The 18,595-nt window shown below is 47.7% G+C and carries 20 protein-coding genes and 1 pseudogene; 7 read left to right on the forward strand and 14 right to left on the reverse strand.

The annotated features are described in order from the left end of the window. Nucleotides 1-114 precede the first annotated feature (114 nt). Nucleotides 115-864 carry a class I SAM-dependent methyltransferase gene (locus ACTHPM_RS13865; RefSeq protein ID WP_440395771.1) on the reverse strand — a complete coding sequence of 250 codons (750 nt, stop codon included), beginning with the start codon at nt 862-864 and terminating at the stop codon, nt 115-117. Between the two features lie 182 nt (nt 865-1,046). Here ACTHPM_RS13865 and ACTHPM_RS13870 point away from each other — a divergent pair, with 182 nt between their 5' ends. From ACTHPM_RS13870 to ACTHPM_RS13880, 3 genes are all read left to right on the forward strand, one after another. Continuing rightward, nucleotides 1,047-1,721: a response regulator transcription factor gene (locus ACTHPM_RS13870; protein WP_440395770.1), complete on the forward strand. Its 675-nt coding sequence runs from the start codon at nt 1,047-1,049 to the stop codon at nt 1,719-1,721. Next, on the forward strand, nt 1,706-2,809 hold the full coding sequence (locus ACTHPM_RS13875; protein WP_440395769.1) for an ATP-binding protein: 1,104 nt from the start codon (nt 1,706-1,708) through the stop codon (nt 2,807-2,809). The genes ACTHPM_RS13870 and ACTHPM_RS13875 overlap by 16 nt, the downstream gene beginning before the upstream one ends. Before the next feature lie 62 nt (nt 2,810-2,871). Further along, nucleotides 2,872-4,347 carry a serine hydrolase domain-containing protein gene (locus ACTHPM_RS13880; protein WP_440395768.1) on the forward strand — a complete coding sequence of 492 codons (1,476 nt, stop codon included), beginning with the start codon at nt 2,872-2,874 and terminating at the stop codon, nt 4,345-4,347. 59 nt (nt 4,348-4,406) lie between these two features. Here ACTHPM_RS13880 and ACTHPM_RS13885 read toward each other — a convergent pair whose 3' ends face one another. The 8 genes and pseudogenes from ACTHPM_RS13885 to ACTHPM_RS13920 form a co-directional block, all read right to left on the reverse strand. Beyond that, the gene (locus ACTHPM_RS13885; protein ID WP_440395767.1) at nt 4,407-5,603 is read right to left on the reverse strand and encodes an S-layer homology domain-containing protein; all 1,197 of its coding nucleotides are present in this window, start codon (nt 5,601-5,603) and stop codon (nt 4,407-4,409) included. Between the two features lie 129 nt (nt 5,604-5,732). Then, nucleotides 5,733-6,395: an HAD family hydrolase gene (locus ACTHPM_RS13890; protein WP_440395766.1), complete on the reverse strand. Its 663-nt coding sequence runs from the start codon at nt 6,393-6,395 to the stop codon at nt 5,733-5,735. 28 nt (nt 6,396-6,423) lie between these two features. Continuing rightward, the gene (locus ACTHPM_RS13895) at nt 6,424-6,846 is read right to left on the reverse strand and encodes a VOC family protein (RefSeq protein WP_440395765.1); all 423 of its coding nucleotides are present in this window, start codon (nt 6,844-6,846) and stop codon (nt 6,424-6,426) included. A gap of 286 nt (nt 6,847-7,132) precedes the next feature. Beyond that, nucleotides 7,133-8,068: a cysteine synthase A gene (cysK, locus tag ACTHPM_RS13900; protein ID WP_440395764.1), complete on the reverse strand. Its 936-nt coding sequence runs from the start codon at nt 8,066-8,068 to the stop codon at nt 7,133-7,135. 96 nt (nt 8,069-8,164) lie between these two features. Then, complete coding sequence (locus ACTHPM_RS13905) at nt 8,165-8,746, reverse strand: DJ-1/PfpI family protein (protein WP_440395763.1); 582 nt, start codon at nt 8,744-8,746, stop codon at nt 8,165-8,167. Between the two features lie 31 nt (nt 8,747-8,777). After that, nucleotides 8,778-9,572 carry an aminoglycoside adenylyltransferase domain-containing protein gene (locus ACTHPM_RS13910; RefSeq protein WP_440395762.1) on the reverse strand — a complete coding sequence of 265 codons (795 nt, stop codon included), beginning with the start codon at nt 9,570-9,572 and terminating at the stop codon, nt 8,778-8,780. Between the two features lie 7 nt (nt 9,573-9,579). Continuing rightward, nucleotides 9,580-9,726 (reverse strand): annotated as a pseudogene (locus ACTHPM_RS13915) (GNAT family N-acetyltransferase); the annotation flags it as partial. A gap of 123 nt (nt 9,727-9,849) precedes the next feature. Beyond that, nucleotides 9,850-10,362, reverse strand: a complete 513-nt coding sequence (locus ACTHPM_RS13920) for a hypothetical protein (protein ID WP_440395761.1) — start codon at nt 10,360-10,362, stop codon at nt 9,850-9,852. A gap of 208 nt (nt 10,363-10,570) precedes the next feature. Between ACTHPM_RS13920 and ACTHPM_RS13925 the strand changes: the two genes are divergently transcribed. The 4 genes from ACTHPM_RS13925 to ACTHPM_RS13940 all read left to right on the forward strand — a co-directional run bounded on the left by ACTHPM_RS13925 (nt 10,571) and on the right by ACTHPM_RS13940 (nt 14,985). After that, nucleotides 10,571-10,945 carry a hypothetical protein gene (locus ACTHPM_RS13925; RefSeq protein ID WP_440395760.1) on the forward strand — a complete coding sequence of 125 codons (375 nt, stop codon included), beginning with the start codon at nt 10,571-10,573 and terminating at the stop codon, nt 10,943-10,945. 260 nt (nt 10,946-11,205) lie between these two features. Next, nucleotides 11,206-12,909 (forward strand): molecular chaperone HscC, encoded by a 1,704-nt coding sequence (locus tag ACTHPM_RS13930; protein ID WP_440395759.1) that lies wholly within the window; start codon nt 11,206-11,208, stop codon nt 12,907-12,909. Continuing rightward, complete coding sequence (locus ACTHPM_RS13935) at nt 12,906-14,258, forward strand: tetratricopeptide repeat protein (RefSeq protein ID WP_440395758.1); 1,353 nt, start codon at nt 12,906-12,908, stop codon at nt 14,256-14,258. Before ACTHPM_RS13930 ends, ACTHPM_RS13935 begins: the two co-directional genes overlap by 4 nt. A gap of 16 nt (nt 14,259-14,274) precedes the next feature. Beyond that, on the forward strand, nt 14,275-14,985 hold the full coding sequence (locus ACTHPM_RS13940) for a DUF1266 domain-containing protein (protein WP_440395757.1): 711 nt from the start codon (nt 14,275-14,277) through the stop codon (nt 14,983-14,985). A gap of 383 nt (nt 14,986-15,368) precedes the next feature. On the opposite strand, the gene ACTHPM_RS13945 is transcribed toward ACTHPM_RS13940, so the two are convergent. The 5 genes from ACTHPM_RS13945 to pheA all read right to left on the reverse strand — a co-directional run bounded on the left by ACTHPM_RS13945 (nt 15,369) and on the right by pheA (nt 18,576). Next, nucleotides 15,369-15,701 carry a hypothetical protein gene (locus ACTHPM_RS13945; RefSeq protein WP_440395756.1) on the reverse strand — a complete coding sequence of 111 codons (333 nt, stop codon included), beginning with the start codon at nt 15,699-15,701 and terminating at the stop codon, nt 15,369-15,371. Further along, nucleotides 15,702-16,490: an alpha/beta hydrolase gene (locus tag ACTHPM_RS13950; RefSeq protein ID WP_440395755.1), complete on the reverse strand. Its 789-nt coding sequence runs from the start codon at nt 16,488-16,490 to the stop codon at nt 15,702-15,704. A gap of 113 nt (nt 16,491-16,603) precedes the next feature. Then, entirely contained in the window at nt 16,604-17,185 is a 582-nt protein-coding gene (locus tag ACTHPM_RS13955; protein ID WP_440396244.1) for a YdeI/OmpD-associated family protein, read from the reverse strand. Between the two features lie 86 nt (nt 17,186-17,271). Continuing rightward, on the reverse strand, nt 17,272-17,601 hold the full coding sequence (locus ACTHPM_RS13960) for a low molecular weight protein tyrosine phosphatase family protein (protein ID WP_440396243.1): 330 nt from the start codon (nt 17,599-17,601) through the stop codon (nt 17,272-17,274). Between the two features lie 129 nt (nt 17,602-17,730). Continuing rightward, on the reverse strand, nt 17,731-18,576 hold the full coding sequence (gene pheA / locus ACTHPM_RS13965) for a prephenate dehydratase (protein ID WP_440395754.1): 846 nt from the start codon (nt 18,574-18,576) through the stop codon (nt 17,731-17,733). Between the last annotated feature and the right edge of the window lie 19 nt (nt 18,577-18,595).

Below are 18,595 nucleotides of genomic sequence, written 5' to 3' on the forward strand. Positions count from 1 at the left end.
CATATTCAGGTAATCTATCACCCGAGTACATCAAGGGCGATGTTTAACCTAACCAAACCGAACCGTTCCTAACCTGTAAATTGGCAAATGTCGTGCCCATGAATACACCTCGGTCTATGCTTTCCTGCACTTTATAATCATTGTAGCCGGAAAATAGCTTGCTTTGGCTACAGAATACCAGGAGTTCTCGTTCTGCGTGTCATCGAGCTCTACCTCTTCCATAACTTTTTCGATGATAAATCCCGTTTCGATCAAAGCGTTAATATATGTACTGATCTTGCGATGGTGAAAAATAGCGGGACGAGGCTTCCATGCCTCATGAAGAGCCGGTATCTCCTCGGTGTAAGGCATATGGAACTTGAGAATCTGGTCTTCATTGATGACCCGGTTATGTATGGGATGCTCCCAGCTAAAAATAAACGATCCCCCAGGTTTTAAATAGGAATGAATATGAGTCAGCGTGCGTTTCAGGTTCATGGTCCATCCCAGAGCATAAATGGAATAGACAACATCAAAATAATCATGCGGTATTCCCGGGTTCTCTTCCATCGGCGATTCCAGGAGCTTCACTCTATCATCCAACCCGCATACTCGACGGGCCGTTTCAATTTGCACTTCGGAAAGATCGATTCCCCAACATTCTTCAATGCCACGGTCCAGCATGTACAACAAAGAGTGCCCGCTCCCGCAGCCGATTTCCAAAGCTTTTTGGCCGGATAGCTCCCCGAAAAGATTAAGCTTCTCTTCTGACGGCGCATGAGGTCCATACTCTGGCAATGCCGTCCTTCCAAAGAATCTTTCTGCCGCCCCATCCCAGCTTTCCTTATTGATCCTCAAGCTTTCTTCCATCGTAAAATCCGCCATTACACATCCACCTTATCTTTAATCTATAATTCGTCCGCAGAGCAAGGATCCGTATAATATTGTAATAATATACTTGATTCTTCTATATTTTCTTATTTTTAATTCTATCATATCCGGTTGGTATGCCGAACCATTTTTGCTATGCTGGATTCAACCAAGTGGGAACAAGGAGGCAAGCACATATGCCCAAAATATTGATCGTGGATGATGAAGCCGATCTGCGGAAGCTGCTGACCGATTACTTTGAAATGAACGGATATGCCGTGATGACGGCTAAGGATGGCCAAGAAGCGCTGCGGAGAATCGAACACAAGCCCGACATCGTATTGCTGGATATCAACATGCCTGAGCAAAACGGCCTTGAATTATGCGAGAAAATCCGGAGCTACGTCTCCTGTCCGATCCTATTCTTAACCGCCCGCATCGAAGATGCTGATAAAGTCGCGGGTTTCCGGGCCGGGGGCGACGACTATATTCTCAAACCTTTCAGCATCCGCGAGCTGGGTGCCAGGGTTGAAGCGCATTTGCGCAGGGAGCAGCGGAGCCAGACGAAAGCCACTGTCAAATTCAGCGACGATCTGGTCATTGATTATACGGCGAGGGAGCTCTACTACAAGGATGCGCACATTCCTCTGGCCAAAAAAGAGTTCGATATTATCGAATTGTTGTCCACGCATCCCGGCATGGTGTTCGAAAAGGAACGCATGTACGATAACATCTGGGGCCTGGACGATGAAGGCAGCAGCAGCGTCATTCCCGAGCATATCAGGCGAATCCGTTCCAAGATGAAAGAGCATGGCTGCGATAACCGGATCGAGACCGTATGGGGAGTCGGATACAAATGGAAAAACTCATGAAACTGCTGCAGCTGAAACGATTGACCTTGCGGCAATCCTTTATCCTGCTCTGCTCCCTGACGCTCCTCGCCGTACTGGCTGTCATCACCTTGGAATTTGCATGGGCAGAGAGCCTGCAGACACGTTATGGCGATATGGATTGGGTACTGCCCTCTCTTGTCGCGGCCGTGCTGCTCACCGTGGCTGCCGGCATCATCACGATGGCCGTTCTTTTTTACCGCTGGAAGCTCAAGCGTCCGCTTGACATATTAAAACAGGCATCCCATAAGATCTCCGCAAACGATCTGGGATTTCGCATCGCCTACGATAGCCAGGACGAGATGGGCGAACTGGTTCGCGTATTTGAGCACATGCGAGCGCAATTGGAGAAAAATATCAAGACCCTTTGGCAGTCGGTCGAGGAGCGCAAACAGCTGAACGCGATTTTTGCCCATGACCTGAGAACGCCGCTGTCGGTGCTCAAGGGATACGCCGAGTTTCTCACCACCTATTTGCCAGAGAAGAAACTGTCCGATGAAAAGGTGCTGGACCTGATCCAGACCATGAACGTTCACATCATTCGACTCGAAGACTATACGGATGCGATGAACTCGATTCAGAGGCTGGAGGACGTTCCGGTGCAGCGCCAGCCGATCGAGGTCCATACGCTGATATCTCTGCTGAACGACAGCGGGGAACAAATCGCAAGGCAGTCCGGCAAGCACTATGTCTCTGACATCATCGAGGCTAAATCTAATGAGAACAACTCTAATATGAACGCCGATGTACATATTATCATGCAGGTTTTTGACAATTTGACGGCCAACGCTGCACGCTATGCAGCGAATCAGGTGCATGTCCGTTATGACATCCATAACGGATGTATGCATATGACCGTCACGGATGACGGGGAAGGCTTTTCGGACGAGGCCCTTCACAAAGCTGCACTGCCATTTTACCGGGGTGAGGTGTGGGATGCGAATGAGCATCGCGGGCTGGGCCTTTACGTTTGCAAAGTGCTATGCGAGAAGCACGATGGAAGCCTGCGAATCGATAACCGTCCCGAGGGCGGCGGAAGCGTAACGGCAAGTTTTGGGGGACCGTGTTGAAAAAAAGTTGAAAATCATGCGATAGCATATCCTTATCTCGAACAAACAAAGGAGTGCTATACATGCCAATACTGCATAAAAGAATGTATATCGTCATCGGCTGCTTGCTGCTGCTGTGCGCCGCTTGGGGGAAGCCCGTATCCGCCATGGAGGTCCAAAACCGCGCTGAAGTCCAGCGTGACATCGAAGAATACATGCTCCGGAACATGAAAGCCAATCACATCGAGGGGGCCTCCCTGGCGATCGCCAATAACGATGAGGTCTTCCTGGCGCAAGGCTACGGTACTTTTGGAGATGACCAGAACATCACAGGGAGTACACCTTTCCCCATTGCTTCGTTAAGCAAATCGTTTACCGCTCTGGCCGTGTTGCAGCTGGTGGAAAAAGGTCGAATTGATCTGGATACGGCGTATGCTTCCTATTTTCCCGACCTATCGCCCCGTGACCCGCGTGTCCGTGGCCTTACAGTCCGCCAATTGTTGAATCAGACCAGCGGTTTGAATGACAAAGTGAATCCCGATATGACGAGGACGCCGCAATTCCAATCGCTGCAGGGCGTAAACCAGATATTAAGCGAAGTCACGCTTGCCCATGATCCCGGCACATCCTACAGCTACCATAATCCCAATTATGTGCTGCTCGCGAATCTCGTGGAGAACGTCAGCGGAGAACGATTTTCGGATTACCTGAACCAACATGTTTTTAAGCCGCTGGGAATGAACCATACCTTTAGTGTCAGCTCGACGCAGCAGTTGAATGCGAACGAGGCGATTCCACGGGGACATTATTTGATGCTGGGAAAACCCATAAGCATCCCGGAGCCGCAATGGTTTGTTGAAGGTCCCGCGGGCATCGTTTCAACCGCAGAAGATATGGCCCGGTGGATGCGTGCCCAATACCAAGGAGATCTTCTCACGCCCTCGCTGATGGAGCAGTACCATTCGGCCGGAGCCACCGGTCCGTACGGCATGGGCTGGCTTGCAGGAAAGGATGAGGCCGCAGGACCAACGATCTCGCACAGCGGCATATTCTGGACATACAAATCGGAAGAACGAATTTATCTGGACCAGCAGCTCGGGATCGCCGTAATGTTTGATTCCGGAATCCATGCGTTTGTCAATTACGCAGCATTTATCGATGGAATCGCAGGCATTATGAAGGGCGAGAAGCCCGAAAGCTCCTTCCTGAACGGCAGGAACATGGAAACGATCATGATGATCCTGATCATCGCCACGCTTGCATGGGGAGTGTATGCATGTTACCGCATCCGCCGCAGAAATAAGCCTGTGACCGCCTTCAAGCTGGTCTGGATCACGGCCGGAAGACTGGTACCGCTCCTGATTCTCTTGTCTCTCTCCCCATTGGTGACGTTTGTCGGCGGAGGACGCGTACTGCCCTGGTATGGCATCTGGACCACCTTGCCATCGGTCATCATCTGGCTTGCCGCATGGTCGCTCGTCAATCTGGTGCATTTGGGATTCTATTTCAAAGCCTATCAGGAACACAAGAACACCCGCTTGGAAGCTGGCCACAGTTAAACCAGACTTAGAGCGCATGATCGAAAAAGAGAGCAGCCAGCCGGCCGCTCTCTTGTCCTTTAATCTTCCTCAAAATCCTTCATCTCCGGGTCCGATACATAGATCATCACTTCGTTGTCGCCTTCCTCCCGAAGCTGATCCGGATACCGGGCGGTACCCCGTACATGAAAGCTCTTCAGACCGGCAACGTCAAGGATGACCTCCCCGCCGTTCTCAAACTGCTCGTAGGCATATCGGGTCGTCTGATCCTGGATCGTCACGAACACGTCCAGTACTTGCCGCGACTGGACCCGGACGGCTACCTTCGACAAGCGCTGCCCGGGGTTCAGGGACCAGGAAGGGGATTCACTCAGAATGATATTCGTTTCCGGCTCCACGTAAAACAGGTTAGTACCGAAGCCGCTTGCACTGCCTGGAGTCAGATAAGAACCCGACATGGACTCCGATTCGTCAGGCTTCACATAAGCATAGTCCTCGCCCGCCGCCGCCAACATACGGTTCAGTATTGTGACCATCTCTGCACGCGTGACCTTGCGATCGGGGTAGAAATGACCCTGGGCGTCCGGCGTGATAATCCCCAGCTTCATAAAGCGGTACAGCGCTTGGGCTTTTACGTAATTCAATTCCCCCGCCCAATCCAGCGCGCTGCCCTCCTTGACCAATATCAATTTAGGCGTCATCAACGACTGTGCTTTATCGTTCTTCTCAAAATCTTTGTAAGAGCTAAACTGAGGCTTGGGAACATCCCTCACCTTGTTCAGAGCCTTTATGGCATCTGCAACCTTCATCGACGAGATGTCGGGACCTTCGATATCACTGAACAAGGCATGCAATGTCATGAGAACCTCCCAGCGTGTCATCGGCTTTTCCGGCTTGTAGGCGTAACTTTCGTCGTCGAAGTTTTGCACGTCCGCTGCATAAATCGGCCATGTCGTACTGTACAGCTCGGCGAATTCCTTGCTAGCCCAATGATTCTCCGGCACACCAGCGATGACAGCCGTCTCCGGATTTCGAAGCAGCGGGAACAGACGATAGACCATGACCGTAAACTCAGCTTTGGTCACAGGCTGGTCAGGCTTAAAAGTGCCATCGCTAAACCCCGTTAAAATACCACGTTCGTTCATCTCGTCAATGGAAGGCTTGGCCCATACATATTTGCGGTTACCATCGACATCCGAGAATCCGGCAAGCACGGGCGACAACCAGGAAGCGGACAACATAAGGCAAGCCATTGAAGTCACAAGCAGCTTTTTCAAATCGAGAACTCCTTTGCGTGTCGTGTCTGGATGTACGGTATGTATTGTGAAGCTCGTTCAATTCCAGCAGGAGTATTGTATCAAATAAACGTTGGGGGCTCATTGAAAAATATGGAATATCTCGGGATATTAAAGGAGCTCTAACAGCTCGCTTAAATGCTGGATGGCATGCAAAGGCTTGGCTGAAATATGGTCCGTCCAAGGCTGGTTGACCTTCATCCAAATGGCGGGTATCCCGGCCTTCACTGCACCCTCGACATCGTTCACGGGATGATCTCCAATAAAGAGGCATTCTTCCGGCAGGATATGCAGCTTGTTCAAGGCCATTTCGAAAATTCTCGAATCCGGCTTTTTGATTCCCGCCTCTTCGGACACGAGGATGAGATCAAAGTTCTCCCGGATGCCCAGCTGATCTATTTTGCCGTATTGGATGTGGGTTTTCCCGTTGGTGATGAGCCCCGTTGTATAAGTCTTTCTTAAATGGGTTACTACCTTCATCGCGCCATCCATCAGCACGGCATTCTTTACATACTGCTCAGCATAGAAATCCATGAGTTCCACGTGCTCCGGCCGTACCTTCCACGGCAATTCATCCAATAGCTCGGAGAAGAGCTCATGCTTATCCTTATAGCCGTCTTGATCCAGATCAATAATTCGGTCGAAAATCTCCTGCGTCGTTTCAACATGGCCGAAATATTGGTTTAAAAAGGCGTTGGTAAACTGACCAAACGTGCGGGTACGGTCCAGGATGGTGTTGTCCAAGTCGAATAGGACGGCTTTAAAAGAGTTCATGCAGCTTCACCTCCATTGGATACATACTTTATTTCATTCGCTTGGCAATAGGATGGTCTTCGTTCAATTGCAATAGATCCCACAGGTTCCCATAAAGATCCTTGAATACGGCGACGATCCCATAGGGCTGCTCTTGGGGTTGTCTCACAAATTCGATCCCTTTGGAGATCATATCGTGATAATCTCTCCAGAAATCATCCGTGTTTAGAAATAAGAAGACTCTCCCTCCGGATTGATTACCTATGAATGCTTCTTGCTCAGGTTTGGATGCTCTTGCCAGCAGTATGGTCGTGCCCATCGATCCTGGGGGAGAAACGACCACCCACCGCTTATCTTGCTCCGGCTGATAGGTATCCTCTATTAAAGTAAAATGGAGCTTCTTTGTATAAAAATCGATGGCCTCATCATAGTCTTTTACAACAAGCGCAATATGGACGATGGATTGTATCATGTTCACTTCCCCCTCGCATCATCAATCATTTGATTTTACCCTCATGAACTACCCCGAACATCCCTGTCATACCATCATGCTGCTGGAAACCGTATTGAGTGTAAAACTGCTCTTTCCCTTGAGAGGCAAACAAGCCCACAAACGATTTCTCCGGTGCCACTCTTCCCATCCGACTGCGACACAAACAGTTCGGTATTCCTCTAAAGTTGGAACTCTATTCAGTGACTTATGTGAGCATGTAGAAGATGCTGCCCAGCAGAGCAGCTTCCGTTCGTTCAAGCTAAAGCTATTCCTCCGGATACAGTCCCGTCGAAAGGTATCTCTCCCCTGTGTCCGGAAGGAGCACAACGATATTTTTGTGTGTATTTTCCTCCCTCTTCGCGAGCTGCAGTGCAGCATACACTGCAGCTCCGGATGAGATACCCACTAACAACCCTTCGGATTTAGCCAGAGAACGGGAGGTTTCTATGGCCTCCTCATTTCGGATCTGCAAGATTTCATCAACGACGGATCTATTAAAGTTATCGGGAACAAAGCCGGCGCCGATCCCTTGAATTTGATGAATACCTTTGCTGCCACCAGAAAGGACAGGAGAATGAAATGGCTCCACTGCCACAATCTGCACCGTCGGCTTTTTCTGTTTGAGGGCTTCGCCGACTCCGGATATGGTACCGCCCGTACCGACCCCGGCAATAAAAATGTCCACTTTCCCTTCTGTATCTCTCCAAATTTCTTCTGCGGTGGTTAGCTTATGTATTTGTGGGTTGGCTGGATTATTAAATTGTTGCGGTATATATGAGTTGGGGATGGATGCCGCAATTTCTTCCGCTCTCTTGATGGCCCCAGCCATCCCTTCCTGTGCAGGAGTAAGCACAAGCTCGGCTCCCAAAGCGATCAACAGTTTTCTGCGTTCTGCACTAAAGCTTTCAGGAAGCGTGATGATGAGTTTATATCCTAATGCCGCTGCTGCAAAGGCGAGTCCGACACCCGTATTCCCGCTTGTCGGCTCAATAATAATCGAATTCCTATCGATAATCCCTCTCTCTTCGGCGTCTTTGATCATAGCAAATCCGATTCTATCCTTTACGCTGCCGGCCGGATTAAAGTATTCCAGTTTGGCCATGATTGTGGCAGTCAACCCGTGCTTTCTTGCAACATTGCTTAATTCTAATAATGGCGTGTTTCCGATTAATTCGGTAAGATTCTTCGCTATTCTAACCACAATCATCCCTCCGGGAATCAATCCCAACTGTAATAGTTGGTTTTAGCTTCACCTTAACACGCATGGAAAAATAATACAACGAATCTTCTATGCCGCTTACACTTCCACAATTCCCACAGCGGTATATGGGTAATCGAGCTGCTTTTTCACAATATTCTTCGCTTCTGCTCCCGCAAACAACTCAATCATAAATAGGCCTAAGTCTATCGATGTCGCTACGCCGCCTGCCGTTATGATTTTGCCGTCCTTCACAATACGGGTTTGGATGACCTCCGAACAGTACGGTTCCAACAAATCATATGCATTCGGATGGGTGGTAGCCTTCTTATCCTTCAATGCTCCGGCAGCTCCCCATATCAATGAACCCGTGCAGACAGACACCTTATATTCCACGGATTCCGCCGTTCGGATCCAGTTGATGAACGCTTCATTCTCCTTCAGTTTTCTGGTTCCCATTCCCCCTGGGATAAAAACCAGATCATAATCCGATAAATCGGGCTCAATCACATTCACCTTAACCTTCATTCCAAGTTCATCTGTCACTTCTTCGCTCAGGCCGCAAATATCCCACGTGGTTCCTTTCGTTGCATCAAACAGGTTCAAGCGGTAAATGACATCATAGAATCCGACAAAATCCAGAAACGTGACACCGTTGAACAAAATGAGTGCGATCTTCATGAAGAACCAGCCCCTCTACTTTTTATACATACTATGTATTATTCATTTTTAAATGATGGGAACGTACTGCAATCAACCGGTTTATCTCCTCCATCATGACTTCAGCAAAATATAAAAGCTGTTCATGACCTAATTCAAGTTCATTCGCGGCACCCGTGTACTTATCCAAGCATCTACGAATCATATCTTTGAATTCCTCAGGCAGAGCCTTTAACCCCCACTCCCCGCCTTCTTTTTTGGAGGAAACGACTTCTTCTTTCAGGTAGTACAAGACTCTGCACAGATTGAGCACCACATATACCGGATTATGGAGGATGTCTTGGGCTGAATCCTTCACGTCATAATAAATGGAGGCTATGTAGTATAAGGGATCTATGGGGTCGCAAATTTCAGGCAGGGGGATGCCATACAAGGTTGTGCCCCGATGGTATGCAACCATGAACTGCGAAGCCAAATCTTCATCTTCAAACCCGCCGCATACATAGCCTTCATCCGCCCGATATCTCTCCCGGTGAAAATCACTGTAATGGAATTCAAACGGAGTCGGATATCGAAACGGTTTAACGTATTTTTGTAAAACCATGCTGAATTCGATGCCCTTTTTATATGGCATTTCATCATGCAGAGCTAAGACCAGCCGCGCTATTCTGCGGGACTGCTCTCTTTTCAATTCATTTTTGATCATGACGATAAAATCCATGTCGCTGCTTTCGGGGTTAAAACAATTCATCGCGAGCGAACCGTGCAGATACACACCGACTAGGTTATCTGAAAGCTCTTCTTTTAAAAGTTCAACAAACGCATCCATATAAACTTGAGGGTTCATGCTATTTTCACCTCTCGGGGCTTATGAGATCCTTCTTGAAATAATAGTGTCTGCTTCCTGTAGGCGCGTTCTCGATGACTGCCATGACCTCATAACCATATTTTTTATAAAAGTCGGGGGCTTGGAAGCTGAACGTGTTTAACTTGATGAATGTACCTTATCTGAATTAAATTCAATCAATTTCCTTCTGACATATTCGGCTTCGTCTTGCGTGCTTCTGTGGATCTGAGGGGTATGATCCATAAGGTCTCCTTTCCTCTTCTTTCAAAATGCCAGCTTATATTTTCCCGTTGTATTCCTTATCAAAACAATAAAGCTGCTGGTCTACTTCAGATAGAGGCATCTTGAAATGATCTCTTATTTCATACACCTTTTTAACGTAATCAATGTACGTATCATAACTATAACTTTGATAATATATTTTCTTACCATATATCGCTCGATAGGCTCTTACATCAATGATGGGAAAAACATCTGGTCTCAGAAATTTCAGAAAAGAGCTAACCATGGGCATTCCGATACCTGAACATTCAAGCAGCCTGTTAACCAGCGGCTTCAATTTTACATTGTCGATACTCAGATCCTCTTCCGACAAGAATTCGCGCAGCTCAAGCAATAAATCATCTGGTATATCGAGCACTCTATTGATTTTCCATAAAGCAACTCTCCTAAGATCATCGAGAGTGAAATCCTTATTGTTGTTCAATCTTTTGTTCAATTCATCCGTTTCGGCGTTGTTGTAATGAAATGAAAATCCTAAGTCATCTTTGGTTTGATCAAATCTCCTCACGGTTACGCCTCCAGAATTTTACTATCGTCTTATACAGATCATAACAATGTTTCCTCTACCTGTTAATATATGAATTCTTCTTGGGTCACCTTCAGCTGCGCCACTTTCTTATATCCGTAAAATCAAACGATTCCCCTGCTCCATTGGTTTATACCAATCTCGCAAAATTGCAATACACTATATCATTCTTTGAAAAGGAGTGATAGATTTGGCAAACAGCGATGTACGTCTTGCACTTTGGTCAGGCAACAATTTTACGGGGCGTCGAATTCTTTTCAGACGTGGAGGGATCGCGGTTCGTGATCTTGGAGCTTTCCGGTTCGACAATGTGCTTTCAAGCTTCCGGCTCAGAAATGTTGTGCAAAGCAATCAAGTAACACTGGTATTGTTTTCAGGGATTAACTTTCAGGGGTCCTTCCGGGTGTTCCGTGGCAGTCAAAATGTGGCTAACCTGAGCAACTTTAACTTCAACAACGTCACATCTTCGTTCATTTTGGTTGGCCGCAACCTGACAAATGCTCAAATTGCCCTCATTCAGAGCACGAGAATACCGCCTCAAGATATTATTGTAGTAAGACAATAGCTTATGAAGAAACTGCGATATAACCAAGGAAACTTCTAAACCATCGGCAGCCCGGAGCGGATTTACCGTTCAAGGCTGCCGATTTTGGGTATTGTGCAATAGGCGCAGAATCTGAAATTCCAGCATCCCATTTCGATAGGATAACGGTCTTGGCTTAGCCGCTAAACAATTGGTAGAATAAGAGTGAAGGCCCGTTTTTTGCATGAATCTTCGCAGTCCTTCCATCAACCATACATATCTAACGAAAAAGAGGGGTTCATTTGGCTACGATAGGTATTGATCTAGGAACTACGAACAGTTTGGTGGCGTATTGGTCTGACGACCGTCCCGTCATCATCCCAAACGTCCTCGGCGAGCATCTGACTCCGTCCATCGTCAGTGTGGAGGACCATGGCGAAATTGTCGTTGGCCGCATTGCACAGGAACGGCTGATTACCCATCCGCAGCGTACCGCTGCTACCTTTAAACGTTTTATGGGAACCGAAAAGGTGTACGAGCTTGGAGGTATGTCCTTCACTCCGGAGGAGCTGTCCTCCTTCGTCCTGAAGTCCCTGAAAGCCGACGCTGAAGCTTATCTCGGCGAACCGGTTACCGAAGCCGTTATCAGCGTTCCCGCTTACTTTAATGATACGCAGCGCAAAGCGACGAAACGCGCGGCCGAGCTGGCCGGCCTTAAAGTGGAGCGCCTGATCAGCGAGCCGACGGCGGCCGCGATCGCGTATGGACTTCATCAGGAGCTGCCGGAGACCAAGTTTCTGGTATTCGACCTCGGCGGCGGCACCTTTGACGTTTCGGTGCTGGAGCTGTTCGAAGGCATCATGGATGTTAAATCCATTGCGGGAGACAACTACCTCGGGGGTGAAGATTTCACCGAGCTTTTAGCCAATCGCTTTATGGAGCAGCACGGACTGGATCGAGATACGGCAGATGCCAAGCTTCTGTCCTCGATCTACAAGCAGGCTGAGCTGAGCAAGCTGGCGCTCGGTCAGAATCCCGCGGCCGTCATGAGCGTGCGGATTGATGAGCAAATGACCGAAATGAGCATCAGCCGCGCGGAATACGAGAAGCTTGCCCAGCCCCTCCTGCTCCGGCTGCGGCAGCCTATTGAGCGTGCCCTGCGGGACGCTTCGCTGTCCCCTTCCGATCTGGACGCCGTCATTCTGATCGGCGGCGCAACCCGGCTGCCGCTCATCAAGAACGTCATTGCCCGAATGTTCGGGCGCATGCCATATACGAACATTAATCCGGATGAGACGGTAGCGCTCGGGGCTGCCCTGCAATCCGCCCTGAAGCAGCGGAATGAGGCGCTGGACGAAATCATTCTGACGGACGTGTGTCCTTACACGCTTGGAACCGGTGTCGTGAAGGAATTAAGCGACGGAAGCTATTCCTCCGGCCATTTCCTGCCGATCATCGAGCGGAACACACCGATTCCTGTCAGCCGGGTTGAGCGTCTGTATACGATCAAAGATCACCAGAAAATTCTCAATGTCCATATCTATCAAGGGGAAAGCCGGATGGTCGAGAACAACATCAAGCTGGGCCAGCTGGCCATCAAGGTGCCGCCTGCTCCGGCTGGCGAACAATGCATCGACGTGCGGTACACCTACGACATTAACGGCATCCTCGAAGTCGAGGTTACCAGCGTTTCCACCGGCGAGAAAAAGCGTGAGGTGATTGAGCAGAATCCCGGCAGCTTGACACCGCAGCAGATCGAAGCCCGGCTGAAAGAGCTTGAAGCGATCAAAATTCATCCCCGCGACCGGACGGAGAACCGTCTGCTGATCGCGAGGGGAGAACGCATGTATGAGGAAGCCCTCGGCCAGCGGCGTGATTACATCGCCGATCTTATTCATCAATTCGAAGCGGTACTGCAAACCCAGATTGATAATGATATCCAAAAAGCGGCCGAGGCCTTAAAGGAACGTTTGGAACAACTGGAAGGATGGATGGATTTCACATGAGCATATGGAACATTCTAGAGATCGAATCTACAGCGGACACGTCCGCCATCAAGAAAGCTTATGCCAAGAAGCTTAAACAGCATCATCCCGAGGAAGATCCCGAGGGCTACCAACAGCTGAGAGAGGCCTTTGATGCGGCCATGAAATTTGCCAGGAACCGTTCGTCTGCAGCGGATCAAGCTTCTATTCCCCCTACATACGAATCCGGCGTGGCCGTGGAGAACACACAGACGGATATCCCGCAGAGCGACCGCGCGGAGCAGGTGGCAGGCGGCGCTTATGCCAGGGAAACAGAGCTGCAACCAACTCCTGTCCATCCGATTCACGAATTTATGGAGCGGGCAGCAGTCCTATATGCCGATTATCAAGCACGATTTAATCCGGCCCATTGGGAGGAACTGCTAAGATCGGACGTGGTATGGAATGTTGAACTTTCCGAAGAGCTTCAGTACGCGCTAATCTCTTTCCTGGAAGAGCATCATCATCTTCCACAGGAGGCTTGGGCTGAACTGGATACCATGTTTCAATGGAGCGGGCGCAGAAACGAACTGGTAACAATCCATGACATCGAGGCTGTCGACGTGCTGTTTAACGGGATTCAAGGCACTTCAGGACTCGGGTATTCCCAGTTTCAAGGGCGTAACTTTCCCGAAGACTTTAATCTGGAATACTACCTGGACCTGCGGGAGTGGGCTCAAGAAAGTTTAACCCATGGAGACCTGGAGACTGCCCGGGCTGAACTGGATGAGGCTCATGAACTGTTTGCCGAAGATCCGGATCTTGAGCTCATGCGGGGCAAATGTTATGAACAGACCGGAGAGCCGGATCTTGCCATTGCCTGTTATGGCGCATGTATCCGGATGAATCCGGAGCTTGAAGAGGCTAGACGCCAACGCGGCCGTCTTCTATATGATAAGGCGAACATGGCAGAGGCTCTGGAGGATTTCGAATGTATACTTGAGCGGAATCCGGAAGACGAGGATGCTCTTGTTAGAGCAGCGCTCTGCTTGGAAAGTCTGGGGAATCAGAAAGAAGCGGCAGAATATTTTAAAAAGGCCAGCCTGGTAAGGCCCAATTACATGCCTGCTTTTGCCCGCTGGCAGCGGTCTTTGACGCTGTACTTGAGAGAGAATGCCTCAGAAAATGAAATGAGTAAACCGAAGATGTTCTTAAACAATCTTTATTATTGCTTTTTCGTGTTCATTCGCTTGACCTGGCTTTATTGGGGCATCCTGTTGATCCTTTCTCTCGTCTTCGATCTTCATCCGATTGTCTATGCGTTGTTTGCCCTCATCTTCCTTGTGAACGGTTGGCGGGTCTATCGCACATTACGCTTTATTACCAATTAATAAGGAGAGTGACTTTGTGTACAACCAATACAGCCGGAAGCGCAGAAAGCAGCTGGAGCACTATTTCCGCGCCCTCTCCTCTTTAGGAATCAGCGGATTGCTCAGCAATCATTACATGAGGTATGAATTTCAGAAATATGAACGTTTTACCCGGAATTTCCTCATGAGATCCACACTGAAATCGATGAACATTACGGGCCGCGACAGTTTAAAGGACAAAATCCGCTGGCTTCTCGAGGACGGTCTGCGCGAGGAATATAAAGCGTTTTATAACCGGCTCTTTTTTCTCTCCGATGAAGCCAAAAGACACACCGTCGAAGCGGCCAAGGATGACCCGGATTATGGCAGGCTCGCTGTCGTATATAAGACCATGCGCGAGCTGCCTTCCGCAGAAATCGGCGCCATGGGAGGAGGCCAGGCGATCCTGCTGTGCCGGATTGGACAAGCATACGGTTATTTGACAAAGGAAGAGGCCTGGTCCTTAAAGATCGAGGCGGCTGCCCATCTGCAGTCCCTTTACGATAACTGGTCAGACTACTTCGTCGGCTTCGCTGTGGGGAGTCATTTTTCGATAAACGACCACGAATACAAACGCTTCGCAGATGTCCGGAACCAGGCGAGAAGCCTATTGGTGAGCGGAACTACTGCCGAAAGGCTGGTTTGGCATCAAGATTTAAACCCGGACCTGGGGGCAGCCCAAGACACACCAAAGAGCCAGTCGGTCTAAGCATTGATGAAACACGAATAAGGTATCCCGGGTCCGATCGACCATAGGGATACCTTTTTTTCGGTATCAGCCGCCTCATAAAGATAGCCTTCCAGTAAGCTTTCACATCGTTTCAATCAATGTATAGGAGATATTCCAAAGGCACTAATATATCCGATCTTTCAAAATCTTCGGTCTGATGGGATTCTTCCCTTCTCTTTCAGTTGAAAACTGCGATGATCACGCTTGTGACTAACATGAGGATAGAAACCGGTGCCCAGATTCTTCGCTCCCACACACTTCGCGTAATCAGGTTTAGAAGGGTCGCAACCGCCGAAAAAGCAACCACAAACCAAATTCCGATGTCTGCAAAAGAGGACCTGTCAGCAAGCCATACCCCAGATTTACTCATGACAATGGACGCTACCAAAATGAGAATGGCGATCTGGATCAAGCAAGCGAAACGCATCGATCGCGGGAATCTCCCGGGAAACTTGCCGCCCATGGCATACGCGCCCCAAGGCGTCCCTAGTGCCAAAGCGAATTGAAACAGAACTACGACCAGAATCGAAACCAAAAATATGATAGATGAGATATGAATAATCATGATCATGCAGCCTGCTTCCATTGAGGATTTTTACTTTCTTGCGGCATTCCGTGCTGGGGCTGTCTGCAAAGCATTGAAATGTCAGCCTGGATACTGGAGAGTATGTTGCATATTGAGTATATTTGTTCATTCATCTCTCCCCCAGAAAGCCAATTCTCTTTAAAAAATATTCGGAGTCTACGATCGTCTTCTCATAGGGTTTATGATCCAGGTTATCATAATTAAAGAATCCATGTCCTGCGCCTTCAAACGGTATTAATTCAGAATTATTTCCTTGCATTCTCATCTTGCTTGTAAAATCAATTACGTCTTCAATCGGAATGTTCTGATCTTCTGTGCCATGGAAAAATAAACTTGGCGGTAACCCTGCCCTCACCCTCTCTACAGGGGATGCTATGGATAAGGGTTCTTCCAGCTCGGGAAATAGGTTCAGAAGAAGTTTGGCATTCACGCCGCCGTTAAAAATGATCAATGCATCGGGTCTGGGACTGATAGTTATTTCATCCATGGGGTCATTGAACGATTCAACCATCGCAGTACATAGGCTTAGGTATCCTCCGGCGGATGCGCCTACCGAAATGATTCGATTTGGGTCAATGCCAAGTTCACTGTAATGCCCCCTAATCCATCGGATTGCGGATTTGGCATTCATTAAGCTTTCAATCGGAGAGAAAAGCCCTTCTAAAGCCGATGGACGGTATTCGACTAGAATACAAACCATTCCAAGGGACAGGAAGTGCAACGCATGTGGTTTAAATTGACTTGGAGTGACCTTGTTCCCCGTAAAACCTGCACCATGGAAGAAAACCATTGCGGTACAATGATGCCTGGGATTCTCAGGCTTCATCACAAAAAGTTTAAGATCGTTATAGGGTACTGATTTTTTATAATAATAAGTTAACGAATCTATTAATATCACCCTCCCTTATATCTCATCACGTCACAGTTTGGCTTGATACATCTTAGGGTCATTGACCCAGCTCCTTCGACAGGAATAACCGTTCATGCTTCATAATAGCCGTTCGCGGGAGCTTACCGATCATTTAATCCTTCTCCGTTGAGAATCTTCCCTACGCATTTTTCGATCCTGGACTCGCGCGTTTTGGATTGTTTGGGTGAAGAGAAGTACATCAAGTAGGCCTTTTGCCGTCCTGGTGTCAATGCGGTAAAAGCTCTTCCCAAGGCAGGATTCTTATCTAATTTAGCTTGAAACTCTTCAGGCATGCTGAGCTCCGGGCTCTTTTGAACATCCACTTTCAAACCGGATTTCTCCACCTCAATGGCTTCAGCTACATATTCTTTTAAGATGGATTCCATCCGGGAGATTTCCAGGGTATCGGTGAACCGAATCTGGCGACCCACAAGCGTATTCTCTCCGGTTTTGACCAGAACACCATGAGGATCCTGTAACAAAACACCTTTGAAAAACAGAAGCGCACAATAGGCTTTAAATCCTTGGATGATCACGATGTTTTTCCCTTGGGACGTATAACAAGGTTTGCCCCATTTCAATTCTTCGGTCAGCTGACATTCCAGAAGAATCGTTCTCAATTTCTCGATTTCCTCATGCCAATTTGTGGCCCTGCTGACATAGATGTCTACCTTAGGATTCATGTTCATGCTTGTTCCCCCTTAAAATTCAGATCAGAATCGTTTCGTTCTATTTCTTCTTGGTTTACAGAAAATCGTACTCTGATTCGCTATGCGGGTACTTCCAAGTACTCTGACACTCTCGATTTCAATATTTCTATTAATTCTTCATCCATAAATGTATAATCATCCGGAATATCCAGACAGATTAATTTCTTGGCGGCTAACTCGAATGGAAACTTATCCTTCAGCCTGCGTACATGCTTCTTCTCCATCACAAAAATCATATCCGCCCAGCCGATGTGTCCTGCAGTAACCTTAATTCTTGCTCCTTCTTCTGTCCCTGCCGAACGCACTTCATATCCGTTGAATTGATCAAAAATCTTCTCGGCCGTTAAACTCCGCCATTTATTTCGACTGCATACAAAAAGTAATTTGATATCGGGTCACCTTATTCTTCATTATGAGTTGCTGTTTATTATAGCATTGGTATCCTGGACGACAACATTGGAAAATGAGCGCCTACAAGTCTTGAAAAAAACCAGTTCCATGACTATAAATCGTTGTTATCAGATGTTCCTCTGATTCAAAGAATTATTTTCGGATGTATTATATCTTCCTAAGATACGCACTTCATGTCCTAGTGTCTCAAGAATCCTCGTTGCCTTGTTCATACTCACTTCACTACAGAAATGATTTGCCTCCAGAAAAAACCTATACACTCCCAGTTTTCGTGCTGTGGGACGTGATTCAATCCACGACAAATTTATAGATAAAGCTGTAAATACATTTAATATCGAGGATAATACACCTGGTTGATCTTGTCCGGGCGTTATGACAAACATGGTCTTCTCGAGTTCTGATTCATCATTCAAAGAGCTACTGATAATAATAAACCGCGTTTCATTATCAGGATTGTCTTGAATATTCCAATCTATGATCTTTAGATTTAGCTTCTGGGCTAATGCCTCTGATCCAATTGCAGCTGCATCCATTCTTCCGCTATTCTTTAATGTTGCAGCAGCTGACGCCGAACTATCATACTGCAAGCTTTTCATACTGCCCTTTTTTATGTATTTTCTGCACTGAGCTAATATAGGAGAGATGGACCAAACTTCTTTGATTTCCGAAAAATTCATTTGACCATTGGAAAGGAGATGCAGAGAAACAGGCAATGTGAATTCTCCCTCAATATACAATTGATGAAAAGGGAGCAACGAATCAATGGTCATATTTATTGTTCCTTCAATGGTGTTTTCCAATGGCACAATTGCTTTATCTACCCTATTTTCACCAACTGCGTCTATGACATCCGGAATCGTATCACACATATAAAATTCGGCATCTTCTTTAAAATATTGCTTGGCAGCTTCTTCAGAGAATGTTCCACTAGGCCCTAGATATGCCACTTTCATATGCTTTCCTCCTACCTTA

This window comes from Paenibacillus sp. SAFN-054, assembly GCF_051966755.1.
In the GTDB taxonomy this organism is placed as follows: domain Bacteria; phylum Bacillota; class Bacilli; order Paenibacillales; family Paenibacillaceae; genus Paenibacillus_AQ.